Annotated in this window: 15 protein-coding genes; 10 read left to right on the forward strand and 5 right to left on the reverse strand. The window is 38.1% G+C overall.

The window, feature by feature from the left end:
- The first annotated feature begins 233 nt into the window (after positions 1 to 233).
- The 9 genes from MSWAN_RS11490 to MSWAN_RS11530 all read left to right on the forward strand — a co-directional run bounded on the left by MSWAN_RS11490 (position 234) and on the right by MSWAN_RS11530 (position 11,808).
- Positions 234 to 2,630 (forward strand): OB-fold nucleic acid binding domain-containing protein, encoded by a 2,397-nt coding sequence (locus tag MSWAN_RS11490; RefSeq protein ID WP_013826820.1) that lies wholly within the window; start codon positions 234 to 236, stop codon positions 2,628 to 2,630.
- Between the two features lie 106 nt (positions 2,631 to 2,736).
- On the forward strand, positions 2,737 to 3,672 hold the full coding sequence (gene radA, locus MSWAN_RS11495; protein ID WP_013826821.1) for a DNA repair and recombination protein RadA: 936 nt from the start codon (positions 2,737 to 2,739) through the stop codon (positions 3,670 to 3,672).
- 399 nt (positions 3,673 to 4,071) lie between these two features.
- On the forward strand, positions 4,072 to 4,974 hold the full coding sequence (locus MSWAN_RS11500) for an AEC family transporter (RefSeq protein ID WP_013826822.1): 903 nt from the start codon (positions 4,072 to 4,074) through the stop codon (positions 4,972 to 4,974).
- A gap of 56 nt (positions 4,975 to 5,030) precedes the next feature.
- Positions 5,031 to 5,423 carry a YkvA family protein gene (locus MSWAN_RS11505; protein ID WP_013826823.1) on the forward strand — a complete coding sequence of 131 codons (393 nt, stop codon included), beginning with the start codon at positions 5,031 to 5,033 and terminating at the stop codon, positions 5,421 to 5,423.
- A gap of 184 nt (positions 5,424 to 5,607) precedes the next feature.
- Positions 5,608 to 7,587: a CoB--CoM heterodisulfide reductase iron-sulfur subunit A family protein gene (locus MSWAN_RS11510; protein WP_013826824.1), complete on the forward strand. Its 1,980-nt coding sequence runs from the start codon at positions 5,608 to 5,610 to the stop codon at positions 7,585 to 7,587.
- Positions 7,588 to 7,978: 391 nt separating this feature from the next.
- Positions 7,979 to 8,662, forward strand: a complete 684-nt coding sequence (locus tag MSWAN_RS11515; RefSeq protein WP_013826825.1) for a DUF169 domain-containing protein — start codon at positions 7,979 to 7,981, stop codon at positions 8,660 to 8,662.
- A gap of 262 nt (positions 8,663 to 8,924) precedes the next feature.
- Positions 8,925 to 10,193 (forward strand): serine hydroxymethyltransferase, encoded by a 1,269-nt coding sequence (glyA, locus tag MSWAN_RS11520; RefSeq protein WP_013826826.1) that lies wholly within the window; start codon positions 8,925 to 8,927, stop codon positions 10,191 to 10,193.
- 186 nt (positions 10,194 to 10,379) lie between these two features.
- Positions 10,380 to 11,072 (forward strand): dihydromethanopterin reductase (acceptor), encoded by a 693-nt coding sequence (locus MSWAN_RS11525; RefSeq protein WP_013826827.1) that lies wholly within the window; start codon positions 10,380 to 10,382, stop codon positions 11,070 to 11,072.
- A 337-nt stretch (positions 11,073 to 11,409) separates the two neighbouring features.
- Positions 11,410 to 11,808 carry a HEAT repeat domain-containing protein gene (locus MSWAN_RS11530; RefSeq protein ID WP_013826828.1) on the forward strand — a complete coding sequence of 133 codons (399 nt, stop codon included), beginning with the start codon at positions 11,410 to 11,412 and terminating at the stop codon, positions 11,806 to 11,808.
- Between the two features lie 126 nt (positions 11,809 to 11,934).
- Here the strand turns inward: MSWAN_RS11530 and MSWAN_RS12860 are convergent, their stop codons facing one another.
- The 5 genes from MSWAN_RS12860 to MSWAN_RS11550 all read right to left on the reverse strand — a co-directional run bounded on the left by MSWAN_RS12860 (position 11,935) and on the right by MSWAN_RS11550 (position 16,391).
- A complete protein-coding gene (locus MSWAN_RS12860; protein ID WP_154645735.1) occupies positions 11,935 to 12,087 on the reverse strand; it encodes a hypothetical protein in 153 nt (50 codons plus the stop codon).
- A gap of 219 nt (positions 12,088 to 12,306) precedes the next feature.
- Positions 12,307 to 14,424 (reverse strand): phage holin family protein, encoded by a 2,118-nt coding sequence (locus MSWAN_RS11535; RefSeq protein ID WP_013826830.1) that lies wholly within the window; start codon positions 14,422 to 14,424, stop codon positions 12,307 to 12,309.
- A gap of 130 nt (positions 14,425 to 14,554) precedes the next feature.
- A complete protein-coding gene (locus tag MSWAN_RS11540; protein ID WP_048188122.1) occupies positions 14,555 to 15,412 on the reverse strand; it encodes a metallophosphoesterase in 858 nt (285 codons plus the stop codon).
- A 194-nt stretch (positions 15,413 to 15,606) separates the two neighbouring features.
- Positions 15,607 to 15,888 carry a DUF5750 family protein gene (locus tag MSWAN_RS11545; protein WP_013826832.1) on the reverse strand — a complete coding sequence of 94 codons (282 nt, stop codon included), beginning with the start codon at positions 15,886 to 15,888 and terminating at the stop codon, positions 15,607 to 15,609.
- 116 nt (positions 15,889 to 16,004) lie between these two features.
- Positions 16,005 to 16,391, reverse strand: coding sequence for a DUF192 domain-containing protein (locus MSWAN_RS11550; RefSeq protein WP_013826833.1), 387 nt, complete (start codon positions 16,389 to 16,391; stop codon positions 16,005 to 16,007).
- 509 nt (positions 16,392 to 16,900) lie between these two features.
- On the opposite strand from MSWAN_RS11550, the gene MSWAN_RS11555 reads away from it, so the two are divergent.
- On the forward strand, positions 16,901 to 18,109 hold the full coding sequence (locus MSWAN_RS11555) for a methionine adenosyltransferase (protein ID WP_013826834.1): 1,209 nt from the start codon (positions 16,901 to 16,903) through the stop codon (positions 18,107 to 18,109).
- Positions 18,110 to 18,111 lie beyond the last annotated feature (2 nt).

Below are 18,111 nucleotides of genomic sequence, written 5' to 3' on the forward strand. Positions count from 1 at the left end.
ATTATCGAATAGTCTTATCAAGCATGGATAAGTTATTAAGTAGGTAAAATAAGAATATAGGTCTAAATATTTATAGCAATTTTATATACTAATCTTATAAACTTAAAAAAAAAGTAATAACATATTTATATTAAGTAATAATTATATTAATTGAAACATGAAAAATACTTCTCATGTGCACTGGCTAAGAGTACTTAACCAGTGATAAGAAATATTTTAGTGAGGGAACCCAAATGACTGGTGAGATTAAAGAAGAAATAAAGAAAGAATATGAGAGAATCAAGGATAAAATCCCATACGAGGACTTTCTAAAGAAAATGGACGAAAGGAAGCACGACTATGAAGATGTGAGTTTCATGAGTGATCTCGATATAGCAAGGACGATCACTGGGGAATACATAAACGAAGAAAACACCCCTCTTTCAGAGAAGAATGAACAGAAAAAAATCTCTGAACTGGTATCCGGACAGGATAACATCAGTGTGACTGGGCGTATCATTCACATCTCAAACGTTAAAAAATTCACCAGCAGGAAGGGAAAAAACGGGAAACTTGCAAATATTATACTCGCCGATGAGACCGGCGAAATACGTGTTGTACTCTGGACAAACAACATAAGATCTCTCAAAGATGTCGAAGAAGGAGATATAGTCAAAGTAAACAGTGTTGAAGTTAAACAAGGGTTCAGAGAGGATGAACTACAGATGAACATGGACTCAACAATTAAAAAAATCCCTGAAGATTCTGAAGACATTTTCAAGGCCTTTCCAAAGTATGATGACAGCATAACCCAGATAAAGGACATTAAAGGTGACATGCAGGTTAACGTGATAGCGGGAATCATCAGGATACCAAGGATAAGAAGCTTCGATAAGAACGGTAAAGATGGTAAAGTCGCTTCTCTCGAAATTCAGGACAAAACTGGGACAATACAGTACACTCTCTGGAACAAGGACACTAATCTCATAGAAGATCTTAAACTCAAAGAGGGAGATTCTGTTAAAATACTCGGAGCACTGGGCCGTGAAAGGAATGGAGAAATATCTTTAACCCATTCATGGCTTGGAAGAATAATTAAAGGAGAATTTGATGTTCCGAAATTCAGTGAAAGCATTCTTAAAATTGGAGATGCCCATGAAATGAGGAACGTCACCATAATTGGGGTTGTGTGCAAAAATTATGATAAAATAACCTTTCAAAGAAATGACGGGACCGCTGGACAAGTTAAGTCCGTTGAAATCCAGGATGATACCGGCAGTATAAGGGTTACACTCTGGAACGATGACGCCGATGAAACAAAGTTGAACATTAAACAGAAGGACATACTCAAAATAATCGGCGGAAACATCGAATTTGACGAGTATTCCAGTACAGGATACAGGATAAACACCAACTGGAACAGCAAAATAATCATAAATCCGGAAATAGATGATAAATTGAAAAAAATACTGGAAGAACGTTGCGAGTACATCAAACCTGTCAAAGTAGCTGAGTTAAATGATAGGGATGATGAAGGGGACGAAGTGGACATAGTGGGAAGAATAGTAAATGTCTACGATCCAAATGAATTCCAGAGAAGCGATGGCACCACAGGATTGGTTAGAACCATTGAAATAGGAGACAGCACAGGAGTCATACGATCCTCACTCTGGGACGACAAAGCAGAAATGCCATTAAAAGAGGGCGATCCAGTAAAAATCGAAAATGCAAGAACCAGGCTTGGAGATTACATGGAGCTCAGCATAGGGAAAACTTCGAGGATAAGTGAACCAACTCCTGAAGAAATTAAAGATATCCCGTCTTTAACCGAAATAGAGAACAGGATATACACAACTAAGAAAATCGATGAACTTACAGAGAGTGACCGTAACGTAAGACTGATTGGAAGGATAATAAACGTTTATGATCCAAATAAATTTCAGAGAAATGACGGTACCACAGGGTTGGTCAGAACCATCGAAATAGGAGACAGTACCGGAGTCATACGATCCTCACTCTGGGACGACAAAGCAGAAGTACCATTAAAAGAGGGCGATCCAGTAAAAATCGAAAACCCACAGGTAAAAATGCGAGAAAATAGAGTAGAAATAAGTATTGGAAGAAGTACCCTTGTTACAAAACCAAAAGAAGATGAAATTGAGAAATTACCGTCTTTCGATGAAATTAAGGATATGATCTACAAAACACGGAAGATCGATGAAATTGAAGAAGAAGACCAGAATATAAAAGTAATAGGACAGGTCGTAGAGGCATATGGAAACAAAATACTCTATGAAATGTGTCCAAATTGTAATAAAAGAGTTACATTCTCTGATAACGCTTATATCTGCGATATATGTGGGGAGGAAATAGAAAACCCTAATTACCTCATGATAATTTCCTGTGTGGTAGAGGACGATACTGGAACCATGAGAACCACCTTCTTTAGAACGGCAGCTGAAGAGTTAATTGGAATGAATACCGATGAAGTGAGGGACGTTATCGAGAAAACTGGAGATGAGGGTTCCCTTGAAGAGAAAGTTGAGGATCTGGTTGGTCAGGAGATCACCATAATTGCAGATGCAAGCTTCGATGAGTACAACGAAGAGATACGGCTCAATGCCAAAAAAGTGCTGGATAAAAAACTTTGATCATTAAATCTTTAATATTTCTTTAAATATTAAAATTCTTTAAAAATTTCTTTAAAATAAGAATTTATAAGCATAAAATAGTCATAAAGTTTAAAAGGAGATTAAAATGGTGGAACTAGAGGATTTACCAAATGTTGGAGAGAAAACTGCCCAGAAACTGAGAGATGCAGGATTTGCTGATATGATGAGGCTTGCAACAGCAACGGCCAAAGAATTAAGTGTTAAAGCTGAGATTGGTGAGGGTGTTGCTGAAAAGGTTATAGAAGCCGCAAGAAAATCAGAACAAATTGATTTTGAAACTGCTCTGGACGTAATGGAAAGAAGAAAAGATGTGGGGCGATTAACTACAGGAAGCACCGGATTTGATGAACTTATAGGTGGTGGAATTGAAACACAATCTATAACAGAAGTATTCGGTGAATTCGGTTCGGGTAAAAGTCAGATATCACATGAAATTGCCGTAACTGTTCAGCTACCCCCAGAAAAAGGTGGACTTGGAGGAGAATGCGTTTTTATAGACACAGAAAATACTTTCAGGCCTGAGAGGATTAAACAGATTGCAGACGGCTTTGAACTGGATGTGGAAGAAGTTCTGCAGAAAATACACATTGCAAGGGCATTCAACTCAAGTCATCAGATCCTGATGGCAGACAAGATCAACGAACTGATACAGAAAGGTACAGATATTAAACTTGTAATCGTAGATTCATTGACGGCCCACTTCCGTGCAGAGTACGTCGGAAGGGAAACCCTCGCAACAAGGCAGCAGAAATTGAACCAGCACTTACACACATTGCAAACGATTGCAAACACCTATAACGTGGCTGTTTTTGTGACCAACCAGGTACAGTCCAAGCCTGACGCATTTTTCGGTAGCCCTACCAAAGCTGTTGGTGGACACATTCTTGCACACGCTGCAACCTACAGGATATGGCTCAAGAAAGGTCTTGCAGGTAAGAGGATTGCAAGGCTTGTGGACAGTCCTCACCTGCCAGAGGGAGAAGCTGTGTTCAAGATAGTTACCGAAGGAGTTGTAGATTAATATTTTTTTACCTTTAAGCATTGAAAGTAAAAATTAAATCTTTAATTCCTTCTCTATTTTTTATTTTTAGTTTTCGAACGTCAATACTATCATAAATAATCAAAGATAGTAAAATCTGTGCCAGAATCGAAACTTATTTTGTAAAAATTTGATTCATTAATTTTCAGTTATAATATCATAACATAATTTAACAACGTTAAAAAATACTTAAATAATAGTTATAATAAACACTATCAATCTCTGAATTGAAGATATGATGGTCATAAGATATCACTAGAACTAATTCTTTTTACCCATATTTTATCCTAAAATCTTTTATTCTAAATGTAATGTATTTTAAAATGTAATCAATCCAACTCATTTAAAATTAAAAAAATTTAAAAAAAATCGAATGATAAAATGAACTCACTAGAAACCATAATTCCCATTATCGTTCTTATAATAATAGGATACGCTACCAAGCGTGTCGGACTTTTGAAACCAGAAGATTCTATCAGCCTCAACAAGATCGTTGTTAACATAGCCATCCCGTCGCTGATTTTCATGGCAATGTACACTGCAGATCTATCTAGCATAGGAAGCCTTGCAGAGATAACAATGATATGTTTATCAGTCGGGGCTTTAGGGGGTTTAATGGGCTTCATCTTTTCAAAAATAAGGAAATATCCTAAAAAAACTCGATGGAGCATCACAGTCACATCAGCAATGTTCAACTCCGGTTTTATGGGCTACCCCATAGTTTTAGGTGTTTTTGGTGCCGAAGGGCTTGTAAGGGCTGTTTTCTATGATGCGGGTTCTACCATCATATTCATAATTTTTGGAATTCTTTTGCTCTTGGTTTTTGGTGGAAAATATTCAACAATAGCCAAACGTACCCTTCTATTTCCCCCGCTGTGGGGTATAATACTCGGAGTATCAGTTAACCTTTTACATCTTAACATAGGTTCTATGGCCCCTACCATCCTTAAATATTTAAGTGGGGCTGCTGTTCCATTAATAATGATGTCTCTTGGGCTTTCTCTGGAGATGGGTAGCCTGAAAAACTACGTTGAAGAAGCTTTAGCAGTTTCGGGTATTAAACTCATCTTAGCGCCTTTAGTTGCATTGTTAATGGTTAGTATTCTTGGTTTAAGCGGTCTTAACAGTCAGGTAACCGTTACGGAAGCTGCAATGCCCTCAGCAATGCTTGCCCTTGTACTGGCAATCACCTATGAACTGGATGTTAAAGCTGCAGGTGCTTGCATCTTTTTAAGTACTGTGTTCAGCATGGTAACCCTACCCATTATAATGGCGTTAATATAATCAAGGAAAAATAAAGAAAAAAGTAAGAATTAAAACATAATGGTTGGAACGTCAAAATGAAGGTTAATTGGGGTAAGAAGTGGAGAAAGAATTTTGAGAAACTTGAATATGAAACTTACGCCCTTTACCTGTCTTACAAAGATCCAAGAGTTCCATTATATGTTAGAATTCTTATAATTCTTTTTGTGGCCTATATTTTAAGTCCTATCGATTTCATACCAGATTTCATACCTGTTCTCGGCTACCTGGATGATTTTCTCCTTGTAACTGTGGGTGTTCCCATATTAATTAAGATGATCCCAAAAGAGATTTTAAAGGAGCATAGAACAGAAGCACGACTTAAATTTAAGAATAATAAACCAAAAAACAGTTATATAGGTTTAATTGTAATTTTAATCTGGATACTAATTATTTTTATAATTTTAAAAGTTTTTTTTAGATTATATTAGAATTAAATGAAAACTAAGGATTATTTAACTAAAATACTGTTTTATGAGAATTTAAATTTGAGCTAAATCTTCTCATATATAAACTTTGTATAAAAAAATAAATAGAAAACTTTATTTGTTGAGGTGTTAGACGTTAGACCATAACATAATAATTGTCACATATTAATTGGAATAGGTGATCTAATTGGCAGAAGAAAAAAAACAAGAAACAACCGAAGAACCAAAAATCGGAGTATACGTTTGTCACTGTGGTATTAACATAGCCGGTGTCGTTGACGTTGAAGCCGTAAAAGATTACGCAGCAACACTTCCAAATGTTGTTGTATCTGAAGACTACAAGTACATGTGTTCAGACCCAGGACAAAACCTTGTTCAGGATGATATTAAAGAAAAGGGACTTAACAGAATAGTTGTTGCAGCATGCTCCCCAAGGCTCCACGAGCCAACATTCAGGAGAGCTGTCAGAGAAGCAGGACTTAACCAGTTCCTATTTGAATTTGCAAACCTCAGGGAGCACGATTCATGGGTGCACATGGATGAACCCGAAGCAGCAACCGAAAAAGCAAAAGACCTCGTAAGAATGGCAGTTGCAAAAGCAAGATTATTAGAGCCTTTAGAATCTGAAGTAGTATCTGTTACAGACAAAGCTCTTGTCATAGGTGGAGGAGTTGCAGGAATTCAGTCCGCACTCGACCTTGCAGACATGGGATTCAAAACCTACCTGGTTGAGAGAAATCCAACCATAGGTGGAAGAATGGCCCAGCTGGACAAAACATTCCCTACACTCGACTGTTCCATGTGTATCCTCGCACCTAAAATGGTAGACGTTGGAAAACACGAGAACATCGAACTTCTAACTTACTCAGAAGTCAAAAATGTCGACGGTTACATAGGTAACTTCAAAGTCACAGTAGAGAAAAAACCAAGGTACATAAACGAAGAGTTATGTACTGGATGCGGAAGCTGTAGTGAAGTTTGCCCAATAGAAATACCAAACTACTTCGATGAAGGAGTTGGTATGGTAAAAGCAACCTACATACCATTCCCACAGGCAGTTCCACTATGTGCAACCATAGACAACGATTACTGTATCGAATGCCACCTCTGTGACACAATATGTGAAAGGGGAGCAATCAACCACGAACAGGAACCAGAGGAAATCGAACTTGACGTTGGTACCATCATAGTTGCAACAGGTTACGACCCATACGATCCAACAGAGAAGACAGAATACATCTACGGAGATGCTAAAAACGTCATAACAGGTCTTGAACTTGAAAGATACATAAACGCATCAGGACCAACTCAGGGACACGTTGTTGTGCCTTCAAGCGGCAAAACACCAAAACGTGTTGCATTTATACAGTGCGTTGGTTCAAGGGACGAACAGATCCACAAACCATACTGTTCAAGGGTCTGCTGTATGTACGCAATGAAAAATGCTCAGCTTATCATAGACCACGAACCTGACACCGAAGTTGCAATCTACTACATGGATATAAGGGCATTTGGTAAAGGATTTGAAGAGTTCTACAAACGGTCACAGGAGAAATATGGTATCAAATTCATCAGAGGTCGACCAGCATCTGTAATAGAGAACCCTGACGAAAGTTTAACCATAAGAGCAGAAGACAGCTTCCTTGGAAAAGTCACAGAATACGACTACGACATGGTAGTTTTATCTGTAGGTCTACAGCCACCAGCAGGTATAGAAACCTTAAGACAGACTTTAGGTATCTCTAAGAGTGCTGATGGGTTCCTTATGGAAGCTCACCCAAAACTCAGGCCTGTTGACACATTAACAGACGGTATTTACCTTGCAGGAGTATCACAGGGACCAAAAGATATTCCTGACGCAGTTGCACAAGCATCAGGTGCAGCAGCAAGAGCAGCAATACCAATGGTTAAAGGTGAAGTGGAAATCGAACCTATAGTTGCATTAGTAGACGAAGATGTCTGCGGTGGATGCGAAGTGTGCATAGAACTATGCCCATTCGGTGCAATTGAAAGGATAGATGAAAAAGCTCACATAAACATCGCATTATGTAAAGGATGCGGAACTTGTGTAGGAGCATGCCCATCTGGAGCACTTGACCAGCAGCACTTCAAAACAGCTCAGATTATGGCTCAGATTGAAGCTGCACTAAACGAACCAGCAAAATAAGCAGGGTTTAAACCCTTCTTTTTCTTTATTTTTCTTTCAATGCTGTTTTATTTTGTTTTATTTCAAATACTATTTCAACAAAATCGGTTTAACAAAACGGATTTTATTACCTAAATGAATTATTTAGACTTATTTTTAGACTTATTCTCAAAATGAACCCAAATTTCGATTGTATCATAGTTTATAGGTTATTTTTTTCAAGTTTATAATATGAAACTAAATATCAGTTTTCATCTTCTTAATTCAAATTTAACATTTTAGTTTTCATCGATCATCCAAGTAGTCTTTCTAAACTTTTTAGAATATTTGAAAATATTCAGTATGAAAATTAGAAAAAATAGAAAATTTTTATTATCCTCACATTCATTTTAATAAATAGGGAGTTGGAAAAGTGTACCAGGAACTGGGTGGAAAACTAAAAGAAATATTGAAACTTGAAAGGGAACCTGTAGCTTTAAAATGGTCCGTGAGAGAGCCAAGAAACATGAAAAAAGAGGAAGGAAAGTCAAGGTTCTGCACCAAACTTGAAAAAGCCATGAATGGGAAGATCTTCTATTCAACTGCCGATGAAGAGGAATGTATGGGTGGCATGAGATACTCAGGAATGAATGATCCAAAAGAATTCCCTCCAAATATGCAGAGCGGTTCATTCCTTATTCCAGGAGGGGTTTTTAAAAACATCCCTGCAACACAGCGGGCCTGGAAACACAACGTAGCCATTGACCCGGGCATATTCCAGGCAATAATGTTTGCACCCCTTCAAAAGTCCCCATTCGAGCCAGACATTATTTTCATCGTGGGTAACGCAAGACAGGGCATGGAAATACTGCATGCCAATACCTACGACTCAGGAGTCCAAAACGAAGGGGCCGACGTTGGGCCGATCTGCAGTTCCATGGCAGCCAGACCCTATATCACAGGCAAGGTAACTTACGGCTTCGGTGATATCGGATCTCGAAATAACATGAACCTGAACCCTGAAGACGTTATGGTAAGTATTCCTGCAGGGGATCTGGAACGTATAGTCACAAATCTTGAGGAAATGAAGACCAAAACCCTCTTTAAAATGGGTTAATCCTGAATTAATTAATCTGGATTAACCCATATTATTCTCACATTTCCAATTTTTTAATAAGGAATCTTTAGATTTAAAAAATCTTAATAAATCAGTTAAATCCAATAAAAAGTTTAAATATTAAAATTCAAGTAAATTAAAGAGTTAAATGCGCTAACTCTCAAAATTGTTTATTTTGAAAGTATTTATACCCGGTGGATTTTATACATAGATCAAGGTACCCTTAACAAATTAATTTAATGTTTATTTTGGAGGATAATTAATGTCTAAAAATCAGGAATACGCTCTAAAAATAAAAGAACTTACAAAAGAGCATCATAAATGGATGGAAAATAGTATAAATCTTATAGCAAGTGAAAACATAACAAGCACAAGCGTTAGGGAAGCCTTAGCTTCAGATCTTTCCCATAGATACGCTGAAGGTCTATCGGGCTGTAGGTTATACGAGGGCTGCAAATATGTGGATCAGATAGAGGATATAACAGTAGACCTCTCGAAGAAGATATTCAAAGCAGAGCACGCAAATGTACAACCCGTATCTGGTGTTGTTGCAAATTTAGCAACATTTTTTGCCCTTGCAAACTTCAACGACCGCATAATGGCGTTAGAAGTACCTGTAGGTGGCCATATAAGCCATGCCAATGTTAGTGCAGCTGGTGTAAGGGGATTAAAAGTAACTCCCCATCCTTTCGATGAGAATAAAATGAACATAGACCCAGACGCCATGAAAAAAGAGATTTTAGAGAAAAAACCTAAGATCGTGCTTTTAGGTGGAAGTGTATTCCTATTCCCACACCCAGTTAAAGAGGCAAGAGAAGCTGCAGACGAAGTGGGTGCAAAAGTAATGTACGATGGAGCACACGTGCTGGGGTTAATAGCTGGGGGTAGGTTCCAGGACCCACTCAAAGAGGGTGCAGACGTTGTTGCAGGAAGTACCCATAAAACTTTCCCTGGCCCACAAGGAGGTATAATACTCTGTAAAGAAGATATAAGCCGTAAAATTGATGATGCAGTCTTCCCCGGTGTTGTGAGTAACCACCATCTCCACCACCTGGCAGCCCTTGGAATTGCAACCGCGGAAATGCTGGAATTCGGTAGCGCCTACGCAGATCAGATCATCAAAAATGCCAAAGCCCTTGCACAGAACCTCTACGAACTCGGATTCAATGTACTGTGTGAAGATCTTGGATTTACAGAGAGCCATCAGGTCGCAATGGATGTTTCAAACCTTGGTGACGTTGCAAAACTGGCAAAAGAACTTGAATCAAACAACATAATCCTCAACAAGAACCTGCTTCCATGGGATGATGTTAACCGCTCTGATGATCCATCAGGTATCCGTATCGGAACCCAGGAAATAACAAGACGAGGATTGAAAGAATCCCACATGAGTGAAGTTGCAGAGTTCATCAAAAGGGTTGCAATGAACAGTGAAAATGTTAAAGACGAAGTAACAGAGTTTATGGGCCAGTACAACAAAGTTCACTATGCATTCAAGGAAGATGACGCCTACAAGTACATAGAATTCTGAATATGATTTATATTTTGAGTATAGATTATATTCAGAATATTTTGAGTATAATTATATTTAGATGTTAAATGGCTTAATTTGAGCGTGTTTATGGATCATTTGATGTTAAGATTTGAAAATAAATTTTCATCTCTTTTTATTTTCAGAATTTTTTTTTGAGATTTGGAAAATTCGGGGCAGAAACATATGAAAATAGCTTGGGGAATTACAGGAGCAGGACACCTGCTTCAGGAAAGTGTCGACATTCTCGTTGAACTTTCAAAAGAACATACTGTAACTGTTATGCTTTCAGGAGCAGGAGAGGAAGTTCTTAAAATGTACGGCCTCTTTGACAGGGTTAAAAATGTGACAGGCGGTTATTACAGGGAACTTGTTCGTGAAGACGACCAGAGGTCAAGCTTCCCCATGACCGGCCGTTTTTCACTTGGAAAGTACGACCTTCTATTCGTTTCTCCAACAACTGCAAATACCGTGGCTAAAATAGTAAATGGAATATCAGACACCTTAATAACCAACGCAGTTGCTCAGGCAGGTAAAGGAGGGATTAAAACCTGCATAATTCCAGTGGATCTGGAATCAGGTGATGTTGAAACTGTTCTGCCCTCAAAACTCGAGCTAAAGTTGTGCCAAAGCTGTGAAATCTGTGAATCAGCTGCAGCATGCCCTTCAGATGCCATAACCCCCGGTATTGAGATAAACCTACTACAATGTAAGGGCTGCGGGGCCTGCCAGTTGGCATGCCCATTTGGAGCCGTAACTGGTGGGAAAATCATCACGATCCATATGAGGGAAATAGACATTCAAAACACCCAGAAACTCCACAAATTCGATGATATTGAAGTTTTAGGGCAACCAGATGATATTAAACGGATTTTATAAGGATCCAAGCTTATAATGATATTAAAGAGATATTAAGGATTTTTAGGATTTTTAGGATTTGTCCCTTAAAAATTTTTAAAGATTAACGAATTTAAGTTATTAAAATATTTTTTAACGGCCTTCTACTTGTTAAGTCGCTCTTATTCTGTTTTCTCATCATTTATATCTAAAACTAATGGTATCTTATTTTTAAAGTATATTTTTTTACTTTAAGGTTTTAAATGGTTCAAAAGAGTCTGTTTAAATGATCTTAATAAAATGAAAACTGTATTAAAAGATTAGATACATATAATAATAAAAGGACTTTTTTAAAAACAAACATTTCGGAGGGTATGAAATGCCTGAAGAACATAAAAGGATAAATTTTCTCATAGAAGAACTCCAAAATGATGATTGGGCCGTTAGAGAAGATGCTGCAGAACTTCTTGCAGAAATTGGGGATCCAGGAGCCGTGGATCCATTGATAAAAGCTCTTGAAGACAAAGATTGGCATGTAAGGGAAACTGCTGCCCTTGCACTTGGCACATTCAATGACAAACGTGCTGTTAAACCCCTGATAAATGTTTTAGAAGATGAAAACAATGGGGTGAAATACGCTGTTGCACTGAGTTTGGGTGCATTGGGAGATAAAGAAGCAGTAGCCCCCCTCAAAAAAGCATTGGATGAAAATCCTACCATGAAAAATGTTGTAGAAATAGCACTTGAAAAAATAGAAATGAAACCAGAGAAAGGTTAGATATTTCAATAAAAATGATATTTCAATAAAAATAATTCGATGTAGAGACCTGGAATGGGGTCATTGAAGAGAGTTTTGGTTTATTGCTACTCTATCCAGTATTCTAAAAAATATAAAAGTTAACTGTTAACTCCTGATCTTAAGGTAAGCTACAGCCATGAAAAAAACACCCACAACTGTCCATACAGCTCCAGAAGAGTAATCTTTAAGGTATATAAAACTGTAAACTCCTAGAATTATCAGTACCAATGCAAAAAAGTATAAAAGCAATTGTTTCATGTACATATCTTTTAATCATTAAAATTCTGTATTTAAATCTTTTCCTAGAATTTGAGAATTTAATAAACTTTTTTTAAACTCGTTGAGCTTAATGATCTAACTAATTTGATAAATAAAACTATTAAAAAAGATTCAAACTCCCCTTATAAGTTTAAACTGTACCCTAAATTTTATCAGCCCCTCCTATTATCAACAATACCTTAGTCAAAAAAATCATTTTTATTTATTATTCACACTATTCAAAGTCTCATGAAGATTCCAACTCTTCTCCATCATGGTTTTTAAGGTGTGATAAACCTTTTCAGCCCCAACGATCTCTTCATCATCAATATTCCATTCCACAGGATGCATTAGAAACGGCTGGGATTGGTTACCCCCAATTCCACCATGGCTCCCTATAAGTTCCTCAAACGCGGCAACTTCCCCTGTTTCAGGGTCATAAAAACTGTTTACAATGATGTCAGGCACGTACTTGAAGCTGTCAGTCCTCCTTAGGTGGTGGGCAGCATTTGCACCAAAGTCTGAAAGTGGATTTTCTCCTTCAAATTCATCATCATCGAGATAATAAGTCCCCTTTGAACCTATTACAATGGTTCCATGTTCTTCAGAGCGCACCATTATAAATCCTATACCCTCATGCCGGACAATACCGGGTATGAGGTTTGGAAATGCTTCGTTAAGCTCTTCATAGGTCATGCGTCCATCCCATTCATTGAAGTATATTAGGCCCAGATTCCCTGAGGCCAAAACAACTGTTTGAGCTTCTTCTGGGGAAATATATCGAGGTTTATGCATTTTTTGGGGTTTATCCAGAGATTTAAACGTCCGTCTTATGAATGGGTTCTCAGTGACCGATGCCATTACACTTCTCCCAAATTCTCTGCTGCTTTCAACTGTGCTTGCTGTTTTTTGATTTATAAAATCTTTACCTTCAGTTATAGGATATTTAACAGCTTGACTGAAGTGGTCAACGTTGGTGTAAAGGGCGCTGTGGATAGTTATGTCCTCTGGGAGTAATCCGCGCACCAAATCCTCAAGTGTAATACCGTAGCGCTGTTTGAATGTTGCACCGTTACTTTGCCCATGATCAGAAAGTACGATGAGATTGTAAGGACGAGGCACATCTCTTCTTACATTTTCGAGTCTTTTAAACTGTTTATCAATTTTTCTAAGGGCATAAAATGCATCGAAGTCTTCAACACCAGAATGGTGGGCTATTTCATCGTACCCCACATAGGTTGCGTATGCTGCATCCACCTTACCCGCCATCATATCTCCAGCTATTGTGTAGGTGGTTATCTCCCTGAGGAACACGTTTGCAGTCGCACGTACTGGTAAATAGAGAAGGCTGCGATTCATCCGTGGCTTAATATTTTTTATCGACTGTCTTATACGTGACCCAATTTCCATGAACATGTCTCCGACTAAAAGCACTAATGTACGTGCGAAGTTGTATGGGTTTGAGTAGAAGAAGTACCATGCCCTGGTGTAGAACATCTTCAGGTTGCTGAGTTTGCTGTAGGTGAAAATGGTGTTGGTGGCATCCCCAGAAAATAGGTTGGACCTGCTGGCACCGTTAACTGAAAGCAGACCTTTGCCATTAGATACACGTTTTTCAATCAAAGGAGCGTCGAACAAGCCCGTTGAAACCCTTAGTTTGTTGTTATTCTCCTTCTCAACCCACCTAAATGCAGGCAGATCTTGGTTGTTTCCATGGAGGATTCCTGCTTGGGACGCACCGGTCTGGCTTGACAGGTCCGTTTCCCAACCTTTGATCCTGTGGCTCCCTTTTTCAAGCCAGCTTTTAAGGGTGGGCATGTACCCCCTGCTTATGGCTTTTTTAAGGGTTGATTCTGCAAGGCCATCGATCTCAAGGAATATGAATCCCTGTTTTCCAGTATCAACATCCTTAACCCTATGTTTTAGATCCCTTCCAAGTACGGCCCTGTAGTAGGATGCCTCATCATCTATGGTTAAAATAGCTGAAACCACGGTATTTATTGCTGCAATTCCAATAGGTACCAGAATAAATGCCCATCCACTTATACTGATCCCTGGCACGAACTGGCTTGCAATCCATATAATAAATCCGTTCAAAAGAAGTGCACCTACACCAAAGGTGAAAACCAGGAAACTAAGGGTGTAGTAAGATAGAAATGGCCATAAAAATGCATTTAAAAGCCCAATAACTGCAACAGCCACTATTGCAGTCTCCCAACTTTCTACAGTCAGACCAGGAACAATTGAAGCCATGATCATGAGCCCAACAACTTCGCTGGCCCATAGTGTCAGTGTACGTCCAATCCAAAGGAGATATTCCTTTCCGTGATTTTCCATTTTAAGTCCTCTTAATTGAAAACTTTAATTATATGGTTGTTTTTGTGAATTATTACGCATGATTGGGTAATATACCTTTAACATACTTGTAAAAACCAATGGATATAAAAAACCCAATTGATCTTGACTTCTAATTGAAATTTTTGCTTTGAAGTTTGAACACCGTTATTTCAGGAGGACAGTTGATCCTCAACCAGAAAACATTGGTCCCAAGACCTCTGTTGGTGTACTGAACCATGTCACCTACTTGATACTTACCAATTGGATATTTTTTAAAGTTAGATCCCTTAAATGGGGTTCCAAATCCTGGGATAACCATTTGTCCCCCATGAGAATGTCCTGAAAGTTGCAGACTGAATCTTCCTGTGGCAGCACTTGTATCTGCAAAGTCGGGTTCATGCACAAGAAGTATGGCCGGTCCTGCAGATGGAAGCTTTTCAAGCACCAGATCAAGGTCCTGGTGGTTTAATGTGATACTGTCCACCCCTGCAATGTGCAGCATAGCCTCTCCCCGTTTCAGGGTGTAAACATCGTTATTCAGATCTATGATGTTGTTTTCATCCATTATTTTAAGGATTTTTTCTGCACCCATGACATGGTCATGATTTCCCAGTACAGAAACCGTTGCATCGTGGGGTTGCAGATTTTTGAGGGATCTCAACATTTCCATAACTGGTTCATCAGCCAAGTAGGAGACAGAATCCCCAGTTATGGCCACAAGATCTGGTTTTTGCTGGTTTACAAGGTTAACCACACCTTTAATACGTTTTTCAGATATCCACTGCCCTAAATGGATGTCGCTTATGTGTACTATTCGATAATTGTTGAATACAGGGTCTAAATCGGGAATTGTTACCTTAACAGGTACTACTTCAAAGTCCCCTGGGTTGAAATCATGGAATCCCATTTTATCTCGAAATCCAGACATTGCAAGCTGCATTTTCTGCCTCAATATCAGGGCCTTTAGATTATAAGAAGATTTTTTCATTGATTTCACTTTAAAAGCTCATTTAAAAGGAAACAACCTTTGATTTGGATTTTAATAAATTTATACCTTACATCAAGTTTTATATATCCTTTTAGATCGTTTAAAACCAATCTATGCATGATCCACTAATTTTTCTCAGGAATTCGATCTTATCATTAGGTTAGTTTATAATCCTAAATCTAGTTTAGGATTATCTAATCCTCTTCCAAAAGACTCGTGAGATAAACAATCATTTCAATCTCTTCACGTGCCACGAAGTCCTCAGGTTTGTACTGGGCCTCTTGGCTTTTGAACGGGAAATATTCCTCCTCAAAATATGTTGTTATGTACATATCTCCATTTTTTAGAGTTACTTTTCCTTCAACACGTTTTTCAAGCTTTTTCTGGGTTTCCAGATCAATTCCAGTCACCTTACAGGTAACGTAATATCTTTTTGAACTTGTTGAAGCTCCATAATCAACAATTTTTACCTCCATAGTACGCCTCCAAACATTTACTCCATATTATTTACTCAATTCCATGCTTCTTCATTCTGTACATGATTTTTTATCATTTGAGTTACCTTATGAGTTAACTAATGGTTTTTTTATCGTTAAACATGGTCACATGTGAAGTCCAGCTCATCACCGATTTGTGTGCTGGATGATGCCAATAAACCCTTTTCAAATTCTATAACATATTTTGCAGGGGCTTTTGGCGTGTAGGTTTTCCAAGGCCCTATTGAAATCACGTCAACAACCTTTCTATTGGAATCTGCAAAGATTATGTCCAGTGGCATCTTCATAAAAAACATATGGATGGCAGAACCATGTCTGCTTCGACTCTTTGGAAGTTTTAATATCAACCCTCTTTCTAAATTCTTTTTAAACATCAGCCCCAGGAACCTCGACATGAAACTGTCTGCAATATCTGCATGCCCAAGTTCTGTTCCCTTACTCTTATTAATCACGGATACGTAACTCATTCTGGAAGTATGCATGTTCTCTCTCCATTATACTAAATTTCTTAAACCTACTAAATTTCTTAAACCCCTACTAAAATTTAATCTAAAATAATGTATAAAACTGCTATCTGATTAAATTTTTGGGGATTCATGAGTAACTCTACAAAAGAAACTAATTTTCAATAAAAGCTTTTATTTGAAATAATGAGTTTAATGGATTTAATTGGACTAAAAAAATTATTTCTTATGTTAAAATATCATCATGATGCCGTTAAACTTTTCTCAATGAATAAACATGTTTTAGCATTATGTGTAATACCTGTGTAAATTTTATTTTTAAGTTCTTGATCTAAATACTATTATAAGGATTTATAAGGATCAATTTTTATATCATCAGTTTCAAAAGCCATGTTAGATTACCCCAAAATGGAGTTATGTATTATTTTTTAGGGTACGATGCACAAAAAAAATTTGTATATTGGTCTAAAAACGTAACTCTTAGGATATTATAACAAATTAACTAACAAGTTTTGGAGGTTAGGTTCATGAGAAATATCATAGTTAAAGAGCTTATCCAGAAACCAATTGAAGAACAAGAAGTAGAGATAATAGAAAGAAAAGGTATAGGACACCCAGACAGCATAAGCGATGGAATTGCAGAATCTGTGAGCAGAGCCCTATGCAAAGCTTACATGGAAAAATTTGACGGTCACATAATGCACCACAACACAGATGAGGTGCAGATCACTGCAGGAGAATCAGACCCCCATTTCGGTGGAGGAGAAATAATAAAACCAATAGAAATACTCCTGACAGGTAGGGGCGTTTCAGAGTATGATGGAACAAAAATAGGAATTGACAGAATAGCCATAACCGCTGCCAAAGAATATTTGAAGGAAAATATCATAAACCTGGACGTTGAAACCTCCACGGTGGTGGAGTGCAAAATAGGTCATGGATCAGGAGACCTTGTGGACGTGTTCAGAAGGGAAGGAATGCCCTCATCCAACGACACCTCATTTGGTGTGGGATATGCTCCATTCTCCGAGACAGAAACCATAGTTCTGGAAACAGAAAAACTTTTAAACTCCAGAAACTTCAAGAAGAAGTATCCACAGGTAGGAGAAGACATAAAAGTTATGGGCCTAAGGGAGAACGGAGATATAACCCTTACAATAGCCTGCGCAATGGTATCCAAATACGTGGACGGTAAAAACACCTATCTCAATGTTAAAGAGGAACTTAACAACATAGTAACAGATCTGGCCCTTAAACACACAGACAGGACTGTTCAAACCTTCATAAACACCGGAGACGACCCAACCTGCGATTCAGAAAAAGGATATTACCTGACAGTTACCGGAACATCAGCAGAGATGGGAGACGACGGCTCAGTTGGAAGGGGAAACAGAGCAAACGGCCTTATAACACCTAACAGGCCAATGTCAATGGAAGCAACCTCTGGTAAAAACCCAATAAACCACGTTGGTAAAATATACAACCTCCTGTCAAATAAAATGGCAGAGGATATAGCAAAAGATGTGGAAGGAGTTAAACAGGTCCATATAATGTTATTAAGTCAGATAGGTCAACCTATAGACCATCCTAAAGCTGCAAGTGCGCAGATCATCCTTGAAGACGGTTACAAAATGGAATCAGTTAACAAAGATGTGGAAGGAGTAATGGATTCCTGGCTTCAGGATATAGGTAAAATCACTGAAATGATGGTTGAAGGAAAGGTTAGAACTTTTTAACC

It is taken from the genome of Methanobacterium paludis, assembly GCF_000214725.1.
GTDB lineage: Archaea > Methanobacteriota > Methanobacteria > Methanobacteriales > Methanobacteriaceae > Methanobacterium_C > Methanobacterium_C paludis.

Bases quoted from the DNA above. Each gene is read 5' to 3' on its own strand.
- MSWAN_RS11490 (WP_013826820.1), top strand. From the start codon at position 234: ATGACTGGTGAGATTAAAGAAGAAATAAAGAAAGAATATGAGAGAATC.
- MSWAN_RS11535 (WP_013826830.1), bottom strand. From the start codon at position 14,424: ATGGAAAATCACGGAAAGGAATATCTCCTTTGGATTGGACGTACACTG.
- MSWAN_RS11545 (WP_013826832.1), bottom strand. From the start codon at position 15,888: ATGGAGGTAAAAATTGTTGATTATGGAGCTTCAACAAGTTCAAAAAGA.
- radA (WP_013826821.1), top strand. From the start codon at position 2,737: ATGGTGGAACTAGAGGATTTACCAAATGTTGGAGAGAAAACTGCCCAG.
- MSWAN_RS11505 (WP_013826823.1), top strand. From the start codon at position 5,031: ATGAAGGTTAATTGGGGTAAGAAGTGGAGAAAGAATTTTGAGAAACTT.
- MSWAN_RS11525 (WP_013826827.1), top strand. From the start codon at position 10,380: ATGAAAATAGCTTGGGGAATTACAGGAGCAGGACACCTGCTTCAGGAA.
- MSWAN_RS11550 (WP_013826833.1), bottom strand. From the start codon at position 16,391: ATGCATACTTCCAGAATGAGTTACGTATCCGTGATTAATAAGAGTAAG.
- glyA (WP_013826826.1), top strand. From the start codon at position 8,925: ATGTCTAAAAATCAGGAATACGCTCTAAAAATAAAAGAACTTACAAAA.
- MSWAN_RS11500 (WP_013826822.1), top strand. From the start codon at position 4,072: ATGAACTCACTAGAAACCATAATTCCCATTATCGTTCTTATAATAATA.
- MSWAN_RS12860 (WP_154645735.1), bottom strand. From the start codon at position 12,087: ATGAAACAATTGCTTTTATACTTTTTTGCATTGGTACTGATAATTCTA.
- MSWAN_RS11555 (WP_013826834.1), top strand. From the start codon at position 16,901: ATGAGAAATATCATAGTTAAAGAGCTTATCCAGAAACCAATTGAAGAA.
- MSWAN_RS11530 (WP_013826828.1), top strand. From the start codon at position 11,410: ATGCCTGAAGAACATAAAAGGATAAATTTTCTCATAGAAGAACTCCAA.
- MSWAN_RS11540 (WP_048188122.1), bottom strand. From the start codon at position 15,412: ATGAAAAAATCTTCTTATAATCTAAAGGCCCTGATATTGAGGCAGAAA.